This is a genomic window from Pseudoalteromonas luteoviolacea (assembly GCF_000814765.1).
GTDB lineage: Bacteria > Pseudomonadota > Gammaproteobacteria > Enterobacterales > Alteromonadaceae > Pseudoalteromonas > Pseudoalteromonas luteoviolacea_H.
This window is the reverse complement of sequence record NZ_JWIC01000004.1, coordinates 799968-817808: the sequence shown is the minus strand read 5'-3', so window position 1 is coordinate 817808 and position 17841 is coordinate 799968. Positions and strand designations below refer to the sequence as shown.

Sequence of the window (17841 nt, the reverse complement as noted above, 5' to 3'; positions counted from 1 at the left end):
TCGCAAACGATAATTATTTGCATTTCTATAATCATGTAGATTTTAATTCTTCGAGAATGTATTATTACCGTCATTGGATACACGGACTCATAAGGGATTTATCAGTCACTCATACTGCCCTGCAAACGTGCAGTAGTGAGTAAAACACTCAAGTAATTAACACGTGAGAGAACAATGAAACATACCCTTTATATTGGTATTTTACTGATGCTGAGTAGCTTCGCTGCGAACGCAGAACGCTTGGTCGTCGCAGGTGGCACCATTACAGATATCGTCTATGCGCTCAATGCGGGTGAGTCTGTCGTTGCCGTAGACACCTCAAGTACATGGCCACCAAAAGCCACAACCCTGCCTAAAGTTGGCTATTATCGTGATTTGGCCGCAGAAGGCATTTTATCGCAAAAGCCAACCATGATTTTGACCCTAGAAGGCGCCGGCCGCCCTGAAGTACTCACGCAAATTAAAAGCACCGGAGTGCCACTCAAGTTGTATGAAAAGCCAAAGCATGTTCAAGGGCTTTTTGCTCTTATCACCGAAGTTGCAACCGATCTCAACAAACAACCTCAAGCAGAACAGCTAATCGACTCTTTAACAAAGCAATTGCCAAGTAAATCTAAACGCTCAGGCACGAAGGCATTATTTATTCTCTCTGCTGGTGAAAGAGGTGTGATGGTCGCAGGAAAAGAGACTGTACCAGATGTCTTATTTGACTATACAGGCATTAGAAATATCGCTGTACATAATGGTTTTAAGCCCTTTAACCGTGAAGCTCTATTAGTCAGTAACCCAGACTTTATTGTCGCCCCCAGCCATGTTGTCTATGGCGCAGGTGGCCCAGAAAAGTTTTGTCAGCAAGCATCCCTTGCTTTAATCCCAGCTGCGAAGGAATGTCGTCTATTAGTTATGGATTCTCTAATGGCACTTGGTATGACTACCCGATTACCTGAAGCCATTGCCAAACTAGACGCATTTCATCGTAAGCAGGCATTATGAGCAACACCGCACTTCCCCTTTTAAATTCAAATCAACATTTAAAGTGGTACTGGTTAAGCGGCTTATTGCTGCTTGGCCTTGCTTGGCTCTCTCTCAGTAGCGGTCCTGTTGGGTGGGATTGGAAAATGCCCATCGCTTGGGTACTACCCGATACCATGACAATGGACATTAATGAGCTGCAAATGAGTGTCGTATCACAAATTAGATTACCTCGATTGCTGCTTGCCATTTTAGTTGGCTCCGTGCTCGCTTGTAGCGGCGCGGCAACGCAGGCACTATGTCGCAACCCGCTAGCCGATCCCAGTTTAATGGGCGTCACAGGTGGCGCGGCGGTCGCTGCCATTGCCGTTATCGCACTCGCGCCCAAAGTTAGCTTTATTAATGAAGCCATGGTTGCACCTGCCGCATTCGTAGGTGCACTCACCATCACATCTGTCATTTACCGTCTAGCCAACCACCAAGGTCAGGTTCAAATCACGACATTATTATTGGCAGGCGTCGCCATTAATGCCATTGCCATGGCCATTATCGGCTTATTCAGCTTTTTTGCTGACGACAGTTCATTGCGTTTGATGACTTATTGGCAAATGGGGTCTTTAGGCGGCGCGAGTTGGTCAGCAATGATTTACGGCGCTCCTCTTATTATCATCAGCACCATCATGTTGATTTTGAAGAAACGCCAAATAAACGCACTGATGCTTGGCGAAAGAGATGCCAGACATCTAGGTGTTAATGTGAAACGCCTAAAAACCGAGGTTGTCTTCCTCGTTGCACTGGGTGTCGGTGGTGCCGTTGCAATGGCAGGCATGATTGGCTTTGTTGGCTTAGTCGTTCCACATATCGCACGCCTATTGGTAGGTCCAGATCTGCGAAAAATGCTGCCATTAAGTATGCTATTAGGATGCTTACTGATGTTATTAGCAGATTGGATAGCACGGCTTATTGTCGCCCCTTCTGAGTTGCCGATTGGTATCGTCACTGCGCTCTTTGGTGCACCATTTTTTATCTATCAGTTAGTGAAGCAAAAACGAGGCAATCATGCTTGAGTGTAGAAATATTGCCATTACACGCGGCAACAAACGCATTATTCACGATTTGTCTTTTACTGCACAGCAAGGTGAATTTATTGTCTTACTGGGCGAAAATGGTGCGGGTAAATCGACCTTATTGAGCGCAATATGTGATGATTTAAGTTATTCAGGTGATGTGTTATTTCACGGCCAGCTAATCAATCAACTTGACCCACAGCAACTGGCAACCAAACGCGCCATGCTGCTGCAAAATAACCGCGTCAATTTTGCTTTTAGCGCTGCTGAACTCATTGCAATGGGCCGCTACCCTTACCATGAGACTACGCTACTGCAGGCCGAGGTTATCAATGAGATTATCGCACAAATGTCTCTAGAAGCGTTAGCAGATAGAGATGTGACCGTACTCTCAGGTGGCGAGTTTCAACGTGTACAATTTGCACGATGCATGGCGCAACTTGATGCGCACAGGTCAGAGACCTCAGGCAAGTTAATGTTACTAGACGAACCCACTTCAGCATTAGATCTACATCATCAGCATATGACCTTAAGCAAAGCCAAAACTTTTGCCCAGCAAGGCAATACCGTCATTGCTGTATTACACGACTTAAACTTAGCATCATTATATGCTGACAGAATTTTACTGCTGCACCATGGCGTCATCTATCACGATGGTAATCCTCAAGATGTATTACGCCCTGAGGTGTTGCAACCAATATACCGTGCTGGTATGCAAATAAACTTGCACCCCAGCTTTGAAATCCCTATGATTTTTTCAGAACCGCTAACAGGAGCCTCCAATGCGTGAACAAGCCGCTTTTGAAGCACGCACCTTAGTACGACAGTCATCTGTCTGTGTGATCTCAACCATTTCAAAAAACCTACAGGGCTACCCTTTTGGATCTGTGTCTCCTTTTATGACGGACAATCAAGGTAGACTGATTTTTTATATTGCAGGGATTGCACAGCACTCTCGAAACCTTACTGAAGATAGCCGCATGTGTGCCACCGTGTTCGATGCAGCAGAGCAAGGTGACCAAAATGCTCATGCTCGTGTCACTGTAGTAGGTGATGCAGCGCCGGTTCCTGCCGAAGAGTCAGAAGCATTACTTGAGCGTTATGAACGTCAATACCCTGAAGCCATCTCTTACCGTCAAGCTCATGACTTCCAGTTATGGCGTATGGAAGTAAAACGTGTTCGTTATATTGGTGGCTTTGGTCATATATTTTGGATAGAAGAAAACGAATGGCAAGCACAAGAGCCTGAATGGACACTAGAAGATGAGAAGCGCATGGTGGAGCATATGAATGATGACCATGCTGATGCCAACCAGCTTATGTTGGAGCTTATTCATCAAGTGCAGTCGGACGATGTCACTATGACGACCATTGTCCCTGATGGATGCTACCTTCGCGCCAACGACAAAAACTACTACGTTCAATTCGAAAACGTATGTATGGATAGTAAAGCAGTGAGAATGGAACTTGTTAGATTGACCAAGGCAGCACGCAAAGCGCTTAGCTCTGAGGCCGAGCAAGATTAGGGCTTGATAGAGTAAAAAGGGAAGTGACATCACTTCCCTTTTTTGATTCAGTTAATTAAAACTTAGGACCGCCGCCGCCAAACATACCTGGAGGCATCATGCCTTTCATGCCGCGCATCATTTTCATCATGCCGCCCTTGCCTTTCATCTTCTTCATCATCTTCTGCATTTGCGTAAATTGCTTAAGCAACTTGTTGATATCTTGAACTTGAGTGCCAGAACCTGCAGCAATACGCTTTTTGCGAGAGCCTTTGATGATTTCAGGACGCGCACGCTCTTTTGGCGTCATTGAGCTGATAATGGCCTCCATCTGGTTAAAGGTTTTGTCATTGACTTGACCTTTCACTGCATCAGGTAGGTTATTCATGCCAGGCAGCTTTTCTAACATCGACATCATTCCGCCCATGTTTTTCATTTGCTTTAATTGCTCAGCAAAATCTTCCAATGTGAAACCGTCGCCTTTAAAGACTTTTTCTGCCACTTTTGCAGCTTTATCTTTATCAACTTTTGCTTCTACTTCTTCGATAAGTGATAACACATCACCCATACCAAGGATCCGTGACGCAATACGGTCAGGATGGAAAGGCTCAAGCGCATCAGTTCGCTCACCCACACCCATAAACTTAATCGGTTTACCCGTAATATTACGAATTGACAGCGCCGCACCACCACGAGCATCACCATCGGTCTTCGTTAAGATCACACCTGTTAAAGGCAGTGCTTCATCAAACGCTTTCGCGGTATTGGCAGCATCTTGACCTGTCATTGAGTCAACAACAAATAGCGTTTCAATCGGATTGATCGCCGCGTTTAACTCTTTGATCTCGTCCATCATGTCACTGTCAACGTGTAGACGACCCGCGGTATCCACCAGCACGACATCAATGAACTTTTTCTTCGCATGGCTCACCGCATTGGTGGCAATATCAACGGGCTTTTGAGAAATGTCACTTGGGAAGAATTCAACATCGACTTCCTGTGCTAACGTTTCAAGCTGCTTGATTGCCGCCGGACGATATACGTCGGCACTCACAACCAAAACAGATTTTTTCTTTTTCTCTTTTAAGAATTTGGCAAGCTTACCAACACTGGTTGTTTTACCCGCACCTTGCAAACCCGCCATCATCACTACAGCAGGTGGCTGAGCGTTAAGGTTAAGCTCTTCGTTCGCCTCACCCATTGCCTTTTCAAGTTCTTCACGAACAATCTTAATGAAAACCTGACCAGGGCTTAGGCTTTTAGTTACTTCTACACCAACAGCACGCTCTTTTACTTGTTTTACAAAATCGCGTACTACAGGCAATGCAACGTCTGCTTCAAGCAAAGCCATGCGCACTTCGCGCAGCGTTTCTTTAATATTATCTTCGGTCAGTCGGCCCCTGCCGCTGATGTTTTTAAGCGTTTTTCCTAAGCGTTCTTGGAGGTTCTCAAACATGTATCGCTTCCACTATCTCGTAATTACGCAACATTATACTGATATGCGCGCAACTAATACAGTATTCAAGTTATACAAAGATTCTTTTTACAAAGTCTATGCAAGCGGCGAGGCTTAAAATACAATAGCCTATAAAAGGACCACGAAAGTAGACACAAAGTTCATGATCATCATTTTGTCATTATTGGCGAGCCTGTTTTACATACTAGCAACTGGACACGTGCTTTCACGTTTATTCCATAAAGAAGGCCCAAGTCAAAAGCTGACCGTCATTTTAAGCACGGTGGCGATATTGAGTCATATGCTGGTATTGGTGAACTCCGTGTTTACTCAGCATGGGCAAGACTTAAGTACCATTAACATTGCCCTGTTGACTTGCTGGGTGATTGTCGTTTCTGTCACAACGGTTTCCTTAAAGTTCCCCGCAACGTTATTATTGCCTGTGGTCTATGGGTTTGCAGCTATTTTGCTTATTGCCAGTTTGTTCATTCCACATCATATCATCATGGATGATATCAATGTGGACATTGGCCTAGTCACGCATATCTCTTTATCCCTGCTGGCTTACTGTATTTTAATCATTGCTACTTTATACGCTGTCCAGTTTTACTTTATTGATAAGCGTTTAAAAAGCAAAGATCTCGCTATCATGAACAGCCATTTACCTCCGCTGATGCAGGTAGAATCTCAGCTATACCAACTTCTCACCGTAGGTACAGGCCTGCTCACACTGGCTCTGGTTGCTGGGTTTGCGTTTTTAGATGGCATGTTTGATAAAGCGTCCATCCACAAAACGGTATTGTCATTGATTGCATGGACGATATTTGCTTCTGTTACCTTGGGACATCATAAATTTGGCTGGCGTGGAAAACCGATTGTTTTTGCCATTATCGGCGCATCCAGTATCGTCACATTGGCTTACTTTGGCAGCCGGTTTATCCAAGAAGTCATCTTAGACAAATTTTAATACAAAAAAATAAGCGTCGAGCTTGACTCTGCTTCTATGCTGACGCTTAATAACCTTTCGAAAGTAAAAAAGGGATCCTCTGTTGGACGACATATCTACCAACGCCTTGTTCATCATACTTGGCGTGCTGATACTTATATCAGGTTATTTCTCAAGCTCTGAGACTGGCATCATGTCCATTAACCGCTACAGACTCAGACACTTAGTTAAAGAGAATAACAAATCTGCCAAGCGCGTAGATAAACTACTTCAAAGGCCAGATCGCCTTATTGGACTTATTCTGCTAGGTAACAACCTCGTTAATATCGCAGCATCTTCTGTGGCTACACTGATTGGCCTGAGACTATTTGGTGATGCAGGTCTTATTATTTCAACTCTGGTTTTAACCTTGGTAATCCTTATTTTTGCTGAAGTCACACCAAAAACACTGGCAGCCCTTTACCCTGAGAAAGTGGCTTTTCCAAGCTCGCTTATTCTCAAAATTTTATTAAAATTCCTTTTCCCCTTCGTGAGCGCCATAAACTTTATTACCAATGGTATTCTTAAACTATTTGGTGTTTCTCCAGAGCAAATTGAAGAGCATAGTCTCAGTAAAGAAGAGTTAAAAACGGTCGTAAACGAATCAAGCGCTATGTTACCAACCAATCACGGCAGCATGTTGACCTCCATTTTAGATCTTGAGCAAGTCACCGTTGAAGACATCATGATCCCTCGAAATGAGATCAATGCCATTGATATTAACGATGACTGGAAAGATATTTCTCGTCGGCTAACAAATGCGCAGCACACTCGAGTGCTGTTATACCGTGATCAAATCGATGACGCTGTCGGCTTTATTCACTCAAGGGATGCACTGCGCTTGTTAACTAAAGAGCAGTTTGATAAGCCATCACTACTGCGTGCTGTTAGAGAAATATACTTTATTCCTGAAGGCACATCGCTGAATACTCAGCTGCTGAAGTTTCAGCAAAACAAAGAGCGTATAGGACTTGTTGTAGATGAGTATGGTGACATTCAAGGCCTCGTTACACTCGAAGACATATTAGAAGAAGTGGTTGGTGACTTTACAACGACTCAGACACCCACACCAAGCGATGAAGTGACGGTGCAAAGTGACGGCTCCGTTTTAGTTGATGGCAGCGCCAATATCCGCGATCTCAACAAAGAAATGGGGTGGGAGCTACCTACTGAAGGTCCTAAGACACTTAGCGGGTTAATTGTTGAGTATTTGGAAGATATTCCAGAGAGCCAACTGAGCTTAAAAATCGCTAACTATCCAATGGAAGTCATGGAAGTGAAAGAAAACATGATAAAAATAGTCAAAATTTTTCCACTACAACAAGCGAAAAAACAAGCTTAAAAAAAAGGGTTAGCACATGCTAACCCTTTCTCTTCTTACTCGGTCTGAATGCGTGTATTCAGCACTGGTTATTACGAAAACAGTCTCTCAAACCAACTCTTATTAAGATCGTCCTCACATCGCTTCAGCTGCGCGCCATAACGAGATGCTCTGTGTTTTACTTTATTGGCTACTTTCATTAGCCATTTTTTCTGCTTGTAGGTACCGCGGCGATATCCGCCCCAGCCTTCATGGTAATTTAAATATTGCGCATAGGCATCCCACTTGGACACCCCATTTACCTTATGGGTTTTATAAACAAACCAGCCCATAAAATCGATTGCATCTTCAAAATCGTCTCTATCCGCACCTGAGTTACCCGTTTCTCGGATATAATCACTCCATGTCATCGTTTTTGCTTGAGAATAACCATACGCGGAACTAACGCGACCAATCGGGATAAAACCTAAAAAGTACTCCATAGGTGGGGCTGCATCATGCCTAAAAGAGCTTTCTTGATACATCATGCTCATTAACACATGCTTGGGAGATCCCCACTTTTCTTGAGCATCGCGCGCATCGTAGTACCAGTCTTCTTTCTCTTCAAAAATCTTACAAATATCATTCGGTTGCTTAGGGGGAGCCGTCGCACAACCAGTCAGAGCCAGAAGTAGAGGTAAAAATATTATTTTTTTTCTCATTTTTTTTGAACTCACCTGAACTTTTCTATTTTGCTGGGGTCATACTACTTGAATGCAGCAGTTTAGCATTGTTTCATCCCTGATATATTTTTACGCAGCCCCATGGGCTGCGTTTTTTTATGCATTCTCAAAATAATCTTGTAAAAAAGCCTTCAGCGATTTTTTATCTGCCTGACAAATTGCCTGCTCATCCAAAAATGACCGCGTTACTTGCTCATTTAACTCGGACTCTTGATAATATTGATAGTCGCTTTGCAAATGTGATTGCTTATATTGCTGGGCAAGTACCAATGCTTGCTCAGCAGAGTCGGTATCCTGACCAACTAAAGATGCGACAATTTGACCAGAGAAAGTGTCCTCTGGGTTATCTACCCATGCCGCTAACTTTGCAATTGTTTTTGAGTAAACACGGTCACCATGCGCACTATCAAACAGCGAAGCAATCTTGGCCAAATCACTAAAGATATTTTTAGCCCACGTTTCTATCGAAATTTGCACGCCTTGTTGCTGTAAATGCGTCGTCGTATCTCGACCTGTGCTAATCACATTTTGTAAATTTTGATCAGATATTTGCTGCTCATTCCAATCCATCTCTGGAGAGTCTTTTAACAAGCAATAAGTGAGAAATACATCCAAAAATCGGATCTGTTCCAAGCTTATCCCTGTTTCAGAGAATGGGTTAACGTCCAAAGCACGGATTTCAATATATTCAATACCACCACGAGCTAATGCCTGTGTTGGTGTCTCTTGCGGATTTGCATTGCGTTTTGGTCTAATTGGTGAGTAGAATTCATTCTCGATCTGAAGAATATTTTTATTCAGCTGTTTAGGTGATTCCGCTTGATAATCATCAATATTTTCATATAAGTCAGAGCGACAGCGGATCGCAGTTTGCAACCCTTTAACATATTCTGGCAAACTGTTATACATCACTTTAAGTGAAGACTGTGCGCTATTGGTATACCCTAAATCGCCTAATCGTAATGCAGTTCCTTTATCTAAATATAAAGTACCTTTACCTGACTCCTTAAACGGTAAATCACTCTGCTTGCCCTGCAAAAATGAACGACACAATGCAGGAGAAGCGCCGAACAAAAAGCTGATCAACCACAGCTCACGTTTAAAATTACGAATAAGACCGAGATACTTATTAGAAATGAATTCTTGCAACGGGCTGCTATCTTGCTCACTGGCTTTTAACGCATCCCAAAAACTATCAGGGAATGACATATTAAAATGCACTCCTGCAATCGCTTGCATCATGCTGCCATAGCGGTTTTTTAGCCCTTCACGATACAAGGTTTTCATTTTTCCGATGTTTGACTCGCCAAATTGTGCCAGCACAATATCATCTTGCTCTTCAATAAAGCAGGGCATACTCATAGGCCAGAGCATTTCATCGCCCATATTCGCTAGCGTGTATTTTTGCAAGTCTCTCAGTTGAGACAAGGTTTGCTCCGCTGAAGTACTGACTGGCGTAATAAACTCAAGCAGAGATTCTGAAAAATCTGTCGTAATTGAGTTATGTGTCAATGGATGCCCAACACCTGCTGGGTGCGATGTTTTAGCAATTTTGCCGGATGGCTGGATCCGTAAAGCTTCTCGTTCAATACCACGCTGAATATTTGTTAAAGAGGAGACAAGCGCAGTGTTGGCAAGTGTTTCTAACTTGCTATCTAAATTAGTGTGTTTCAAAAAAATACCTCGAGGCTCGGATCAAGCTTAAGTTATGCCACATTCAATGGGGGCAAATTTAAAATACTCAAGCCACAATAATGACTTTGCCAAAGTGCTCGCCTTGCTCCACATATTTGTGAGCCAAAGCAATCTCATCTAGCTTAAATTTTTTACTCACAACAAGATGCACTTGTTGTGTCGCGACGGTTTTATACAGCTCATTGAGATGATTTGGATTAGTTTGAACTAAAATTCCTTCTCCCTGAGCGCCTAAAGATTCACCATGTTTTATTACAGTATCTTTGGTAATTGAAGGCACAGTTACAAACTTGGTATCAGCCATCAAGTTTGACAACATTTTACAGGCAAGCTCACCTCCAACCAAGTCTAATAACTGCCCTGATCTAGTTTCACTAAAAAACTCTTCGTATGACATAACAGTGACGTTAAAGTTCAGCGATGCTATAAGCGCCTTTCGCGTTGTCACCGCGACGACTTCAAACCCTTTTAATGCTGCTAACTGTAATGCCAGGTGACCAACGCCGCCAGTCGGCGCATTTATAAATAATGTGCCCGCATTCACATCCAATTTTTCCAAAGATTGAAGTGCTGTTAATCCTGCTAAACTCAGACCAGCCAAATCCTCAGAAACTTTCGCATCAATCGTAATAAGTTCTTCTCTGTGGGCAGTCACATGTGTTGCATAACATCCAGGCGCTTGAGGAAACCCAACCATCCCCATAACAGTCTCTCCGACAGTCAGATCACTGACCCCTTCACCAACCGCTTCGACAACACCCAGTACATCATAGCCTAACGGTAAAAACGCATCGTCTGCTTTGGCCTGCGCAACATAACCTAAACCGCAACGAGTTTTCACATCAATGGGGTTGATAGAAGATGAGGTAATACGAATAAAAACTTGTCCGTGTTCAAGCACGGGCTTAGGAATGTGCTTTATTTCTAGTGTATTAGCAGGACCAAAATGTACGACACCCGCCTGTTTATAATTTTTATCCATGTTATGCCATCCAGAACGACTAAATAGCTGTTAAATTTAACATATCAAAGCAACCCCCCCCAAACAACTTTATCGTGTTCTTCGGGGGGTTCATAACAAATAGTGTCTGGTACATTAAGCCTTCAATGCAAGCAAGTTATTGACCTGTAAACTCTATTTTATCTTCATTCACATCAACCTTTATAGCTGTATGTCCGCTAAAGTCTCCCTGTAACAAGCTTTGTGCGAGTGGATTTTCGATATATTGCTGGATAGCGCGCTTCAACGGCCGTGCGCCAAACACCGGATCAAAGCCACTTTGCGCTATTTTTTCAAGCGCGCTTTCACTCACTTCAAAAGCGAAACCATTGTCTTTAAGGCGACTCGATAGTTTATCAAGCTGGATCCGGGCAATTTGTTTAATGTGCTCTGTAACCAATGGGTGAAATACCACAGTCTCATCAATACGGTTTATAAACTCCGGTCTAAACTGAGTTGTCAGTACGTCCATCAATTTATTTTTCAACCCTGCATAATCATTACTGCTGGCCTGCTCTTGGATAACATCAGATCCTAAATTTGATGTCATAATAATCACCGTATTTTTGAAATCAACTGTGCGACCCTGGCCATCCGTTAAACGACCATCGTCTAGGACCTGTAATAAAATATTAAATACATCAGGGTGTGCTTTTTCTACTTCATCCAACAACACAACAGAATAGGGTCTACGACGCACAGCTTCAGTCAAATACCCACCTTCCTCATAGCCAACATAACCGGGAGGCGCGCCAACTAAACGCGCTACAGAGTGCTTTTCCATAAACTCAGACATGTCGATACGCACCATGGCATCCTCAGTATCAAACATGAAATTCGCCAATGCTTTTGTCAGCTCTGTTTTACCCACTCCGGTTGGGCCTAAAAATAGAAACGAACCAATTGGTCGATTCGGATCCGCAAGACCTGCCCGTGAGCGACGGATTGCATTGGCAATCGCATTCACAGCTTCGTCTTGCCCTATCACTTTTTGATGTAATTCATCTTCCATATGAAGGAGTTTTTCACGCTCCCCTTGAAGCATCTTCGCAACCGGAATACCTGTCCAGCGAGACAGAATTTCCGCAATTTCATCTTCTGACACTTGGTTTTTAAGCAAACTCATTTCTTGCATTTCTGCCTGAGATGCCAAGTCTAATTTACGCTCAAGTGCTGGAATGCGACCATATTGTAATTCAGACATGCGCTGTAGGTCGCTTGCCCTACGTGCCACTTCAAGATCTAAACGAGCTTGCTCTAGTTCAGCTTTGATGACTTGCGTCCCCTGTAAGGACGCTTTTTCAGCATTCCAAACTTCATCCAGCTCTGTGTATTCAGACTCTAATTGCGCGATAAGTGACTGCATTTCGGTACGGCGCTTTTGACTGGCTTCGTCTTTCTCCTTTGCCAAAGCATTGTCTTCTAATTTTAACTGGATAATACGCCTTTCAAGTTTATCCAGCTGTTCGGGCTTCGAGTCAATTTGCAAACGAATAGATGAACCAGCTTCATCAATAAGGTCAATGGCTTTATCTGGTAACTGGCGGTCACTTATGTAACGATGCGATAAGTTTGCCGCAGCAACAATCGCCGGATCAGTAATATCCACAGAATGGTGCAATTCGTAACGCTCTTTTAAGCCACGCAAAATAGCGATGGTGTCTTCCACTGTCGGTTCTGAAACAAAGACTTTTTGAAAACGTCTTTCCAAGGCTGCGTCTTTTTCAATATACTGACGATATTCATCCAGTGTCGTTGCACCAACACAATGTAGCTCACCACGTGCAAGTGCTGGCTTCAACATGTTGCCCGCATCCATTGCACCATCCGTTTTACCTGCACCAACCATGGTATGGATCTCGTCAATGAATAAAATTACACTGCCTTCTTCTTTGGCCAGCTCATTTAACACTGATTTCAGTCGCTCCTCGAATTCGCCACGGTATTTAGCGCCTGCAACCAATGCCCCTAAATCTAGAGACAAAACACGTTTATGCTTAAGGCCTTCAGGTACTTCGCCATTGATAATGCGTTGCGCTAACCCCTCTACGATGGCTGTCTTACCAACGCCAGGTTCACCGATTAGCACAGGGTTATTTTTAGTTCGACGCTGCAAAACTTGTATCGTGCGCCTAATTTCATCATCACGCCCAATAACAGGGTCGAGTTTGCCTTGCTCTGCACGCTCAGTGAGGTCAATGGTATACTTTTCTAGTGCCTGACGCGTTTCTTCCGCATTTGGATCATCTACCTTTTGCCCTCCCCGTATCGCTTTGATGGCCTTTTCAACTTTATCTTGCGTAATATTAAGGGTGCGGAATATATCTCCAAGCTCACCTTTGTCTTCACAGGCTGAAAAAACAAATACTTCGCTAGAGATGTATTTATCTTTACGCTTTTGAGCATATTTATCACATAAATTAATTAAGGAAATTAGGTTGTTAGACAGCTGTACATCACCGCCTACCCCCTCGACTTTAAACAGCCGCTCGATAGACTGAGATAACTTGGTATTGAGCTCATCTGCACTGACACCAGCTTGAGCAAACAGCGCTCTGACACTTGAGCCGGTTTGTTGTAACAATGCATACATTAAATGTACAGGTTCAATGAATTGATGATCTCTGCCTAAAGCAAGAGATTGAGCATCTGACAACGCACTTTGGAATTTGCTGGTAAATCTATCTAAACGCATGAGGCTCCACACCTAAGTAATCTTAACTACTTCTTTAAGTGGGTCCTTTAGCGAATTTGTTCAAGTAGCGGATGTAATTTATTTGCGCCAGATCACAGTTGCCATCCGACCACACTGACCATCACGTCGGTATGAATAGAAGTGTTTTTCGTGCTGATATGTGCAGTGTTCGCCGCCATAAATGCTATTGATATTGAGTGCATTCAACTGAATGCGAGCCAATAAGAAAATATCTGCGAGAAACTTATTCTCGCCGCTTGGCATAAATGCCTGAGCTTGCGACGGCATATTTGATGTAAAAGCCTCTTTGACCTCAGCACCGACTTCAAATGCAGTAGGCCCAATTGCAGGCCCAAACCAAGCCACAACCTCATTTGGTTGCGCACGAAAACACTTTAATGTATTCGCGATAATACCTCCAGCCAGTGGACGCCACCCCGCATGAATAGCAGCAACCTCATCACCTTGACGACTCGCCAATAAAATGGGCAAACAATCCGCCGTCATAATCGCTAAAGGCTGCTTTCTTAGCCGTGTATATAACGCATCTGCACTGAACGTATCCTCAATGGGTGTTTCTGAGTCAACCACCAATACGTCCGTCCCATGTACTTGGTTGACCCAAGTTGGTAGCGCAGGAAGAAACTCCGCCAACCGCCTACGATTACTATTAACATCACTTGCCCTATCACCTACGTGAAGTGCCAGGTTAAATTCATCAAAAGGCGCTTTAGAATAACCATCTAAGCGGGTGCTCGACAAAGCACCTACTTGATTATATACAGGCCATCGAGGCAATAACATAAGCTAGTATTCGATTTGTGGATTAGCTTTTGTATCAGCTCTTAATATCTCAGTCAGCGCTTGCATATCGTCAGGAATTGGCGCTTCCCAAGTCATTTTTTCACCAGTAATTGGGTGAGCGATACTGAGCTTAACAGCATGTAGTGCCTGCCTTTTGAAGCCACGTAATGTCTCCAAAAACTCTGCCGAAGCATTTTTAGGAGGACATGGACGACCGTTATATAGTTGATCCCCGATTAATGGGTGTTTTAAGTAGGCCATATGTACACGGATCTGGTGTGTTCTACCTGTTTCCAGACGTAACCTAAGTCGCGTATGTGCTCTGAACTTTTCAGCAACACGATAATGTGTAATAGCCGGCTTACCCATTTCATGAACAGCCATATGGGTACGTTTTGTAGCGTGGCGACCAATTGGCTTCTCAATAACACCACCGGCGGTCATTGTGCCATTACAAATTGCTTCGTACTCACGGGTGAAATTAGTACGCGCCTGCAAGTTTTTAACCAAGTGCGTTTGCGCCTGAATAGTTTTCGCCACTACCATCAAGCCAGTCGTGTCTTTATCTAGACGATGCACGATACCAGCACGTGGCACATTGATAATATCTGGGTGATGATACAATAACGCGTTTAAAACGGTACCATTAGGGTTGCCTGCACCCGGGTGCACCACCAAACCCATAGGCTTATTAATGACCAGAATATCGTCATCTTCATAAACAATATCCAATGCAATATCCTGCGCTTCGTATTCACGCTCTGCTTCTATTTGTGTTTCAATCTCTACGACTTCACCACCAAACAGCTTTTCTTTGGGCGTGCTCAATGTTTGACCATTTACAGTCACTTTTTCATCCAAAATCCACGTTTTTATTCTAGAACGTGAAAAATCAGGGAACAATTGCGCTAATATTTGGTCTAGACGTTTACCGCCTAACTCGATTGGCACTTCGGCTTGTAGAGAAATTTGCTCTGACATGTGTAACTTTACCTAAATTACCAGTGCAAGCCTCGCTCGACTGGGTTAGAATCGCATAAATGCATAGTTTACTCGGTTTTACCGACTTGGCCTAGCCGAAGACAACGAAGGTAGTAAAATAAAATGATAATGAAGTTGGGAAAACGCGCTGCAGCAGTATTTATTAGCGCATCTATACTAGGATTAGCCGCATGTTCTTCAGCACCAGAACAAGAAGAAATTGAACGTGTACCAAACAAATCTGTTCAAGCTTTGTATGAAGATGCCAAACGCACATTAGACTCAGGCCTATATGCCAGAGCCATTCAATTATTAGGTGCCATTAACGCACGTTACCCGTTTGGACCATACTCTAGACAAGTACAAATGGATTTGGTTTACGCACACTACCAAACAGGCAATATCGACCAAGCACTTGCCACGGTTGATCGCTTCATTCGATTAAATCCAAATCATAAAAACTTAGATTACATGTATTATATGCGCGGCTTGATCAACATTAAAGCTGATGAAAATGCGTTTCAGGAGTACTTTGGTGTAGATAGAGCTGACCGTGATGTAAGTAAAACACGCGTTGCTTTTCAAGACTTATCAACTTTGGTCAAAAGCTACCCGGACAGCGAATATACCCCTGAAGCAAAGAAACGATTAGCGTGGCTACTCAACAAAATGGCACGTTATGAACTGAAAATTGCCAACTATTACTTCGAACGTGAAGCATACTTAGCCGCTGCGAATCGTGGCAAGTATGTTGTGGAGCATTATTCACAAAGCAGTTATTTACTTGAAGCTTTGGATATGATGGAAAAAAGCTACGAAAAGCTTGGTTTAACTGAATTAAGTGAAAACGTCAGGAAGACTAAGGCGCTTAACCAACGTTAAATGCATCGGATCAGGCATCTTTGATGTGATGCCTGATCAAACTGACTGGCTTTAAATTGCTTCTTCGTCTTCTTCGCCAGTACGGATCCTTACCACACGCTCTACTTCAGTGACAAAAATCTTACCATCACCGATTTTTCCAGTTTGAGCTGTTTTTAAAATAACATCGATTGCGCGATCAACATCTTCTTCAGCAAGCACAATATCTAGTTTTACTTTAGGTAGGAAGTCAACCATGTACTCCGCACCACGATATAACTCAGTATGGCCCTTCTGGCGCCCAAAGCCTTTCACTTCACACACCGTCATGCCAGTAATACCGATATCAGACAGGGCTTCCCTTACATCATCCAACTTAAATGGTTTAATTATTGCTTCAATCTTCTTCATGATTATCATGCTTCCTCTGGTAATGGGTCGATTTTAGACAATAGGGGCAAGCATGGCAAACATAGCTGTTGAATAATATATTGAAAAAGCGCAAAATAAACTATCGACACCTGCCTATTTTGGGAGCTGATTATGCGACATCAACAGGGCATGAGCTTAATAGAATTGCTAATCACAGTGGCAATCTTAGGCACCTTAGCTAGCCTAACGTTTTTCTTTACGAGCTCTACATATCAAGAGAATCGTGCGCAAAGTTTTTTACTCGAGCTAAAGCGCAGTGTCACATTCGCTAGAGCGAAAGCAACAGCCAGTGATGAAATCGTCATTGTCTGCCCAGCTTTAGAGACCCAGCTGCTACAAAATCAAGACTTCACTTGTAGAACCGATTGGAAAAGCAATCGCATTGCGATATTTGTAGACCGTGATAACAATGGTGCATATACGGTCAATACCGATGATTTACTTAGGGTTATGGAGAAGGTTACAGATATTGATGATTTAGAATACCCTGTTGCATCTCTAAAGTTTGACTCTAGTGGTCGATTAGGCAATGGACAAAATGGCGTATTTGTATATTGCCCTGAAGGCGCAGCAACAAAAAATCAAAGCTTAAGCATCACACAAGCGGGTACGGCATTATTCACTGGTAATACAACACAAACATGCACTGGGTAATAAATAATTAGGTATAAATTAACTTTTTCATCCCACACTCCTTTAGAGTGTTTTCAAAGCAAAAGCATAATTATAACCAGCTAAAAGACGGCCTATTTAGTTAGACTTCCCCTCAAAATCACCCCTGTCACCTACTGTAGTCATTTTATAAAGGACTGGGGATAATGAACAAAAGGAAACGGTTCACGTTCGGATTTTCGCTATTCGAATTCATCATTACACTCTCAATTTGTGCCATTGTGGCCACGCTATCCATACCCTCGATGACGGAGATCTCCACCACAAATAGAGCAAAACATGCGCTTATGTACCTAGACAGGCTCGTCAGTTATGCGCGACTAAAAGCCGTATACTCAGGTGAACGCATTACTTTATGCCCATTGGTCGCTAATTGCTGCGCACGAAACTTTTGGCATCAAGAATTGACTTTATTTATCGATAGGGGCGCTTTAAAGTGCTTCGATAACAAAGACACCATTTTAACTGTGAGCCATAAAATACACGTGCTAGACGAGTTGACTTATCAAAGAAGTGCCCTGACCTTTATTCATACGGGCACACTTTGGGGGCTTGGTAATGGGACCTTTACATACTGTGTTAAACGCAAAGATGGACGCAAGTTCGGTAAAGCACTTTCAGTCAGTACCACAGGGCGAACACGGCTTAAAGACACTTCAAAATGTGACTAACC

The 17841-nt window shown here is 43.2% G+C and carries 17 protein-coding genes; 9 read left to right on the top strand and 8 right to left on the bottom strand.

The window, feature by feature from the left end; translation table 11 throughout:
- The first annotated feature begins 174 nt into the window (after window positions 1–174).
- The 4 genes from JF50_RS06870 to JF50_RS06855 are packed head-to-tail and all read left to right on the top strand — an operon-like array spanning window position 175 to window position 3565.
- On the top strand, window positions 175–993 hold the full coding sequence (locus JF50_RS06870; RefSeq protein WP_039608675.1) for a heme/hemin ABC transporter substrate-binding protein: 819 nt from the start codon (window positions 175–177) through the stop codon (window positions 991–993).
- Window positions 990–2039 carry a FecCD family ABC transporter permease gene (locus tag JF50_RS06865; protein WP_039608674.1) on the top strand — a complete coding sequence of 350 codons (1050 nt, stop codon included), beginning with the start codon at window positions 990–992 and terminating at the stop codon, window positions 2037–2039. Before JF50_RS06870 ends, JF50_RS06865 begins: the two co-directional genes overlap by 4 nt.
- A complete protein-coding gene (locus JF50_RS06860; protein ID WP_039608673.1) occupies window positions 2032–2829 on the top strand; it encodes a heme ABC transporter ATP-binding protein in 798 nt (265 codons plus the stop codon). Before JF50_RS06865 ends, JF50_RS06860 begins: the two co-directional genes overlap by 8 nt.
- On the top strand, window positions 2822–3565 hold the full coding sequence (locus JF50_RS06855) for a HugZ family protein (protein ID WP_039608672.1): 744 nt from the start codon (window positions 2822–2824) through the stop codon (window positions 3563–3565). The genes JF50_RS06860 and JF50_RS06855 overlap by 8 nt, the downstream gene beginning before the upstream one ends.
- A 55-nt stretch (window positions 3566–3620) precedes the next feature.
- Here JF50_RS06855 and ffh read toward each other — a convergent pair whose 3' ends face one another.
- A complete protein-coding gene (gene ffh / locus JF50_RS06850) occupies window positions 3621–5000 on the bottom strand; it encodes a signal recognition particle protein (protein WP_039608671.1) in 1380 nt (459 codons plus the stop codon).
- Between the two features lie 163 nt (window positions 5001–5163).
- On the opposite strand from ffh, the gene JF50_RS06845 reads away from it, so the two are divergent.
- Both JF50_RS06845 and JF50_RS06840 read left to right on the top strand, forming a co-directional pair.
- On the top strand, window positions 5164–5967 hold the full coding sequence (locus JF50_RS06845) for a cytochrome C assembly family protein (protein ID WP_039608670.1): 804 nt from the start codon (window positions 5164–5166) through the stop codon (window positions 5965–5967).
- An 82-nt stretch (window positions 5968–6049) separates the two neighbouring features.
- A complete protein-coding gene (locus JF50_RS06840) occupies window positions 6050–7327 on the top strand; it encodes an HlyC/CorC family transporter (protein ID WP_039608669.1) in 1278 nt (425 codons plus the stop codon).
- A 71-nt stretch (window positions 7328–7398) separates the two neighbouring features.
- Here the strand turns inward: JF50_RS06840 and JF50_RS06835 are convergent, their stop codons facing one another.
- The 6 genes from JF50_RS06835 to rluD form a co-directional block, all read right to left on the bottom strand.
- Window positions 7399–8007: a lipoprotein gene (locus tag JF50_RS06835; protein ID WP_039608668.1), complete on the bottom strand. Its 609-nt coding sequence runs from the start codon at window positions 8005–8007 to the stop codon at window positions 7399–7401.
- 117 nt (window positions 8008–8124) lie between these two features.
- Window positions 8125–9702 carry a glutamate--cysteine ligase gene (gshA, locus tag JF50_RS06830; RefSeq protein ID WP_039608667.1) on the bottom strand — a complete coding sequence of 526 codons (1578 nt, stop codon included), beginning with the start codon at window positions 9700–9702 and terminating at the stop codon, window positions 8125–8127.
- A gap of 67 nt (window positions 9703–9769) precedes the next feature.
- Window positions 9770–10705, bottom strand: a complete 936-nt coding sequence (locus tag JF50_RS06825) for an NADP-dependent oxidoreductase (RefSeq protein ID WP_039608666.1) — start codon at window positions 10703–10705, stop codon at window positions 9770–9772.
- A gap of 136 nt (window positions 10706–10841) precedes the next feature.
- On the bottom strand, window positions 10842–13418 hold the full coding sequence (gene clpB, locus JF50_RS06820; RefSeq protein ID WP_039608665.1) for an ATP-dependent chaperone ClpB: 2577 nt from the start codon (window positions 13416–13418) through the stop codon (window positions 10842–10844).
- Window positions 13419–13496: 78 nt separating this feature from the next.
- Entirely contained in the window at window positions 13497–14222 is a 726-nt protein-coding gene (pgeF, locus tag JF50_RS06815) for a peptidoglycan editing factor PgeF (protein WP_039608664.1), read from the bottom strand.
- Window positions 14223–14225: 3 nt separating this feature from the next.
- Window positions 14226–15203, bottom strand: coding sequence for a 23S rRNA pseudouridine(1911/1915/1917) synthase RluD (gene rluD / locus JF50_RS06810; protein WP_039608663.1), 978 nt, complete (start codon window positions 15201–15203; stop codon window positions 14226–14228).
- 123 nt (window positions 15204–15326) lie between these two features.
- Between rluD and JF50_RS06805 the strand changes: the two genes are divergently transcribed.
- Window positions 15327–16085, top strand: a complete 759-nt coding sequence (locus tag JF50_RS06805; protein WP_039608662.1) for an outer membrane protein assembly factor BamD — start codon at window positions 15327–15329, stop codon at window positions 16083–16085.
- A 51-nt stretch (window positions 16086–16136) separates the two neighbouring features.
- On the opposite strand, the gene glnB is transcribed toward JF50_RS06805, so the two are convergent.
- On the bottom strand, window positions 16137–16475 hold the full coding sequence (glnB, locus tag JF50_RS06800) for a nitrogen regulatory protein P-II (protein WP_010382451.1): 339 nt from the start codon (window positions 16473–16475) through the stop codon (window positions 16137–16139).
- A gap of 132 nt (window positions 16476–16607) precedes the next feature.
- Between glnB and JF50_RS06795 the strand changes: the two genes are divergently transcribed.
- Window positions 16608–17150: a pilus assembly FimT family protein gene (locus tag JF50_RS06795; protein ID WP_039608661.1), complete on the top strand. Its 543-nt coding sequence runs from the start codon at window positions 16608–16610 to the stop codon at window positions 17148–17150.
- A 164-nt stretch (window positions 17151–17314) separates the two neighbouring features.
- Entirely contained in the window at window positions 17315–17839 is a 525-nt protein-coding gene (locus tag JF50_RS06790; RefSeq protein ID WP_080760136.1) for a GspH/FimT family pseudopilin, read from the top strand.
- Window positions 17840–17841 lie beyond the last annotated feature (2 nt).

Bases quoted from the DNA above. Each gene is read 5' to 3' on its own strand.
- clpB (WP_039608665.1), bottom strand. From the start codon at position 13,418: ATGCGTTTAGATAGATTTACCAGCAAATTCCAAAGTGCGTTGTCAGAT.
- JF50_RS06825 (WP_039608666.1), bottom strand. From the start codon at position 10,705: ATGGATAAAAATTATAAACAGGCGGGTGTCGTACATTTTGGTCCTGCT.
- JF50_RS06845 (WP_039608670.1), top strand. From the start codon at position 5,164: ATGATCATCATTTTGTCATTATTGGCGAGCCTGTTTTACATACTAGCA.
- JF50_RS06795 (WP_039608661.1), top strand. From the start codon at position 16,608: ATGCGACATCAACAGGGCATGAGCTTAATAGAATTGCTAATCACAGTG.
- ffh (WP_039608671.1), bottom strand. From the start codon at position 5,000: ATGTTTGAGAACCTCCAAGAACGCTTAGGAAAAACGCTTAAAAACATC.
- rluD (WP_039608663.1), bottom strand. From the start codon at position 15,203: ATGTCAGAGCAAATTTCTCTACAAGCCGAAGTGCCAATCGAGTTAGGC.
- JF50_RS06855 (WP_039608672.1), top strand. From the start codon at position 2,822: ATGCGTGAACAAGCCGCTTTTGAAGCACGCACCTTAGTACGACAGTCA.
- JF50_RS06870 (WP_039608675.1), top strand. From the start codon at position 175: ATGAAACATACCCTTTATATTGGTATTTTACTGATGCTGAGTAGCTTC.
- JF50_RS06805 (WP_039608662.1), top strand. From the start codon at position 15,327: ATGATAATGAAGTTGGGAAAACGCGCTGCAGCAGTATTTATTAGCGCA.
- JF50_RS06835 (WP_039608668.1), bottom strand. From the start codon at position 8,007: ATGAGAAAAAAAATAATATTTTTACCTCTACTTCTGGCTCTGACTGGT.
- JF50_RS06860 (WP_039608673.1), top strand. From the start codon at position 2,032: ATGCTTGAGTGTAGAAATATTGCCATTACACGCGGCAACAAACGCATT.
- pgeF (WP_039608664.1), bottom strand. From the start codon at position 14,222: ATGTTATTGCCTCGATGGCCTGTATATAATCAAGTAGGTGCTTTGTCG.
- glnB (WP_010382451.1), bottom strand. From the start codon at position 16,475: ATGAAGAAGATTGAAGCAATAATTAAACCATTTAAGTTGGATGATGTA.
- JF50_RS06865 (WP_039608674.1), top strand. From the start codon at position 990: ATGAGCAACACCGCACTTCCCCTTTTAAATTCAAATCAACATTTAAAG.
- JF50_RS06790 (WP_080760136.1), top strand. From the start codon at position 17,315: ATGAACAAAAGGAAACGGTTCACGTTCGGATTTTCGCTATTCGAATTC.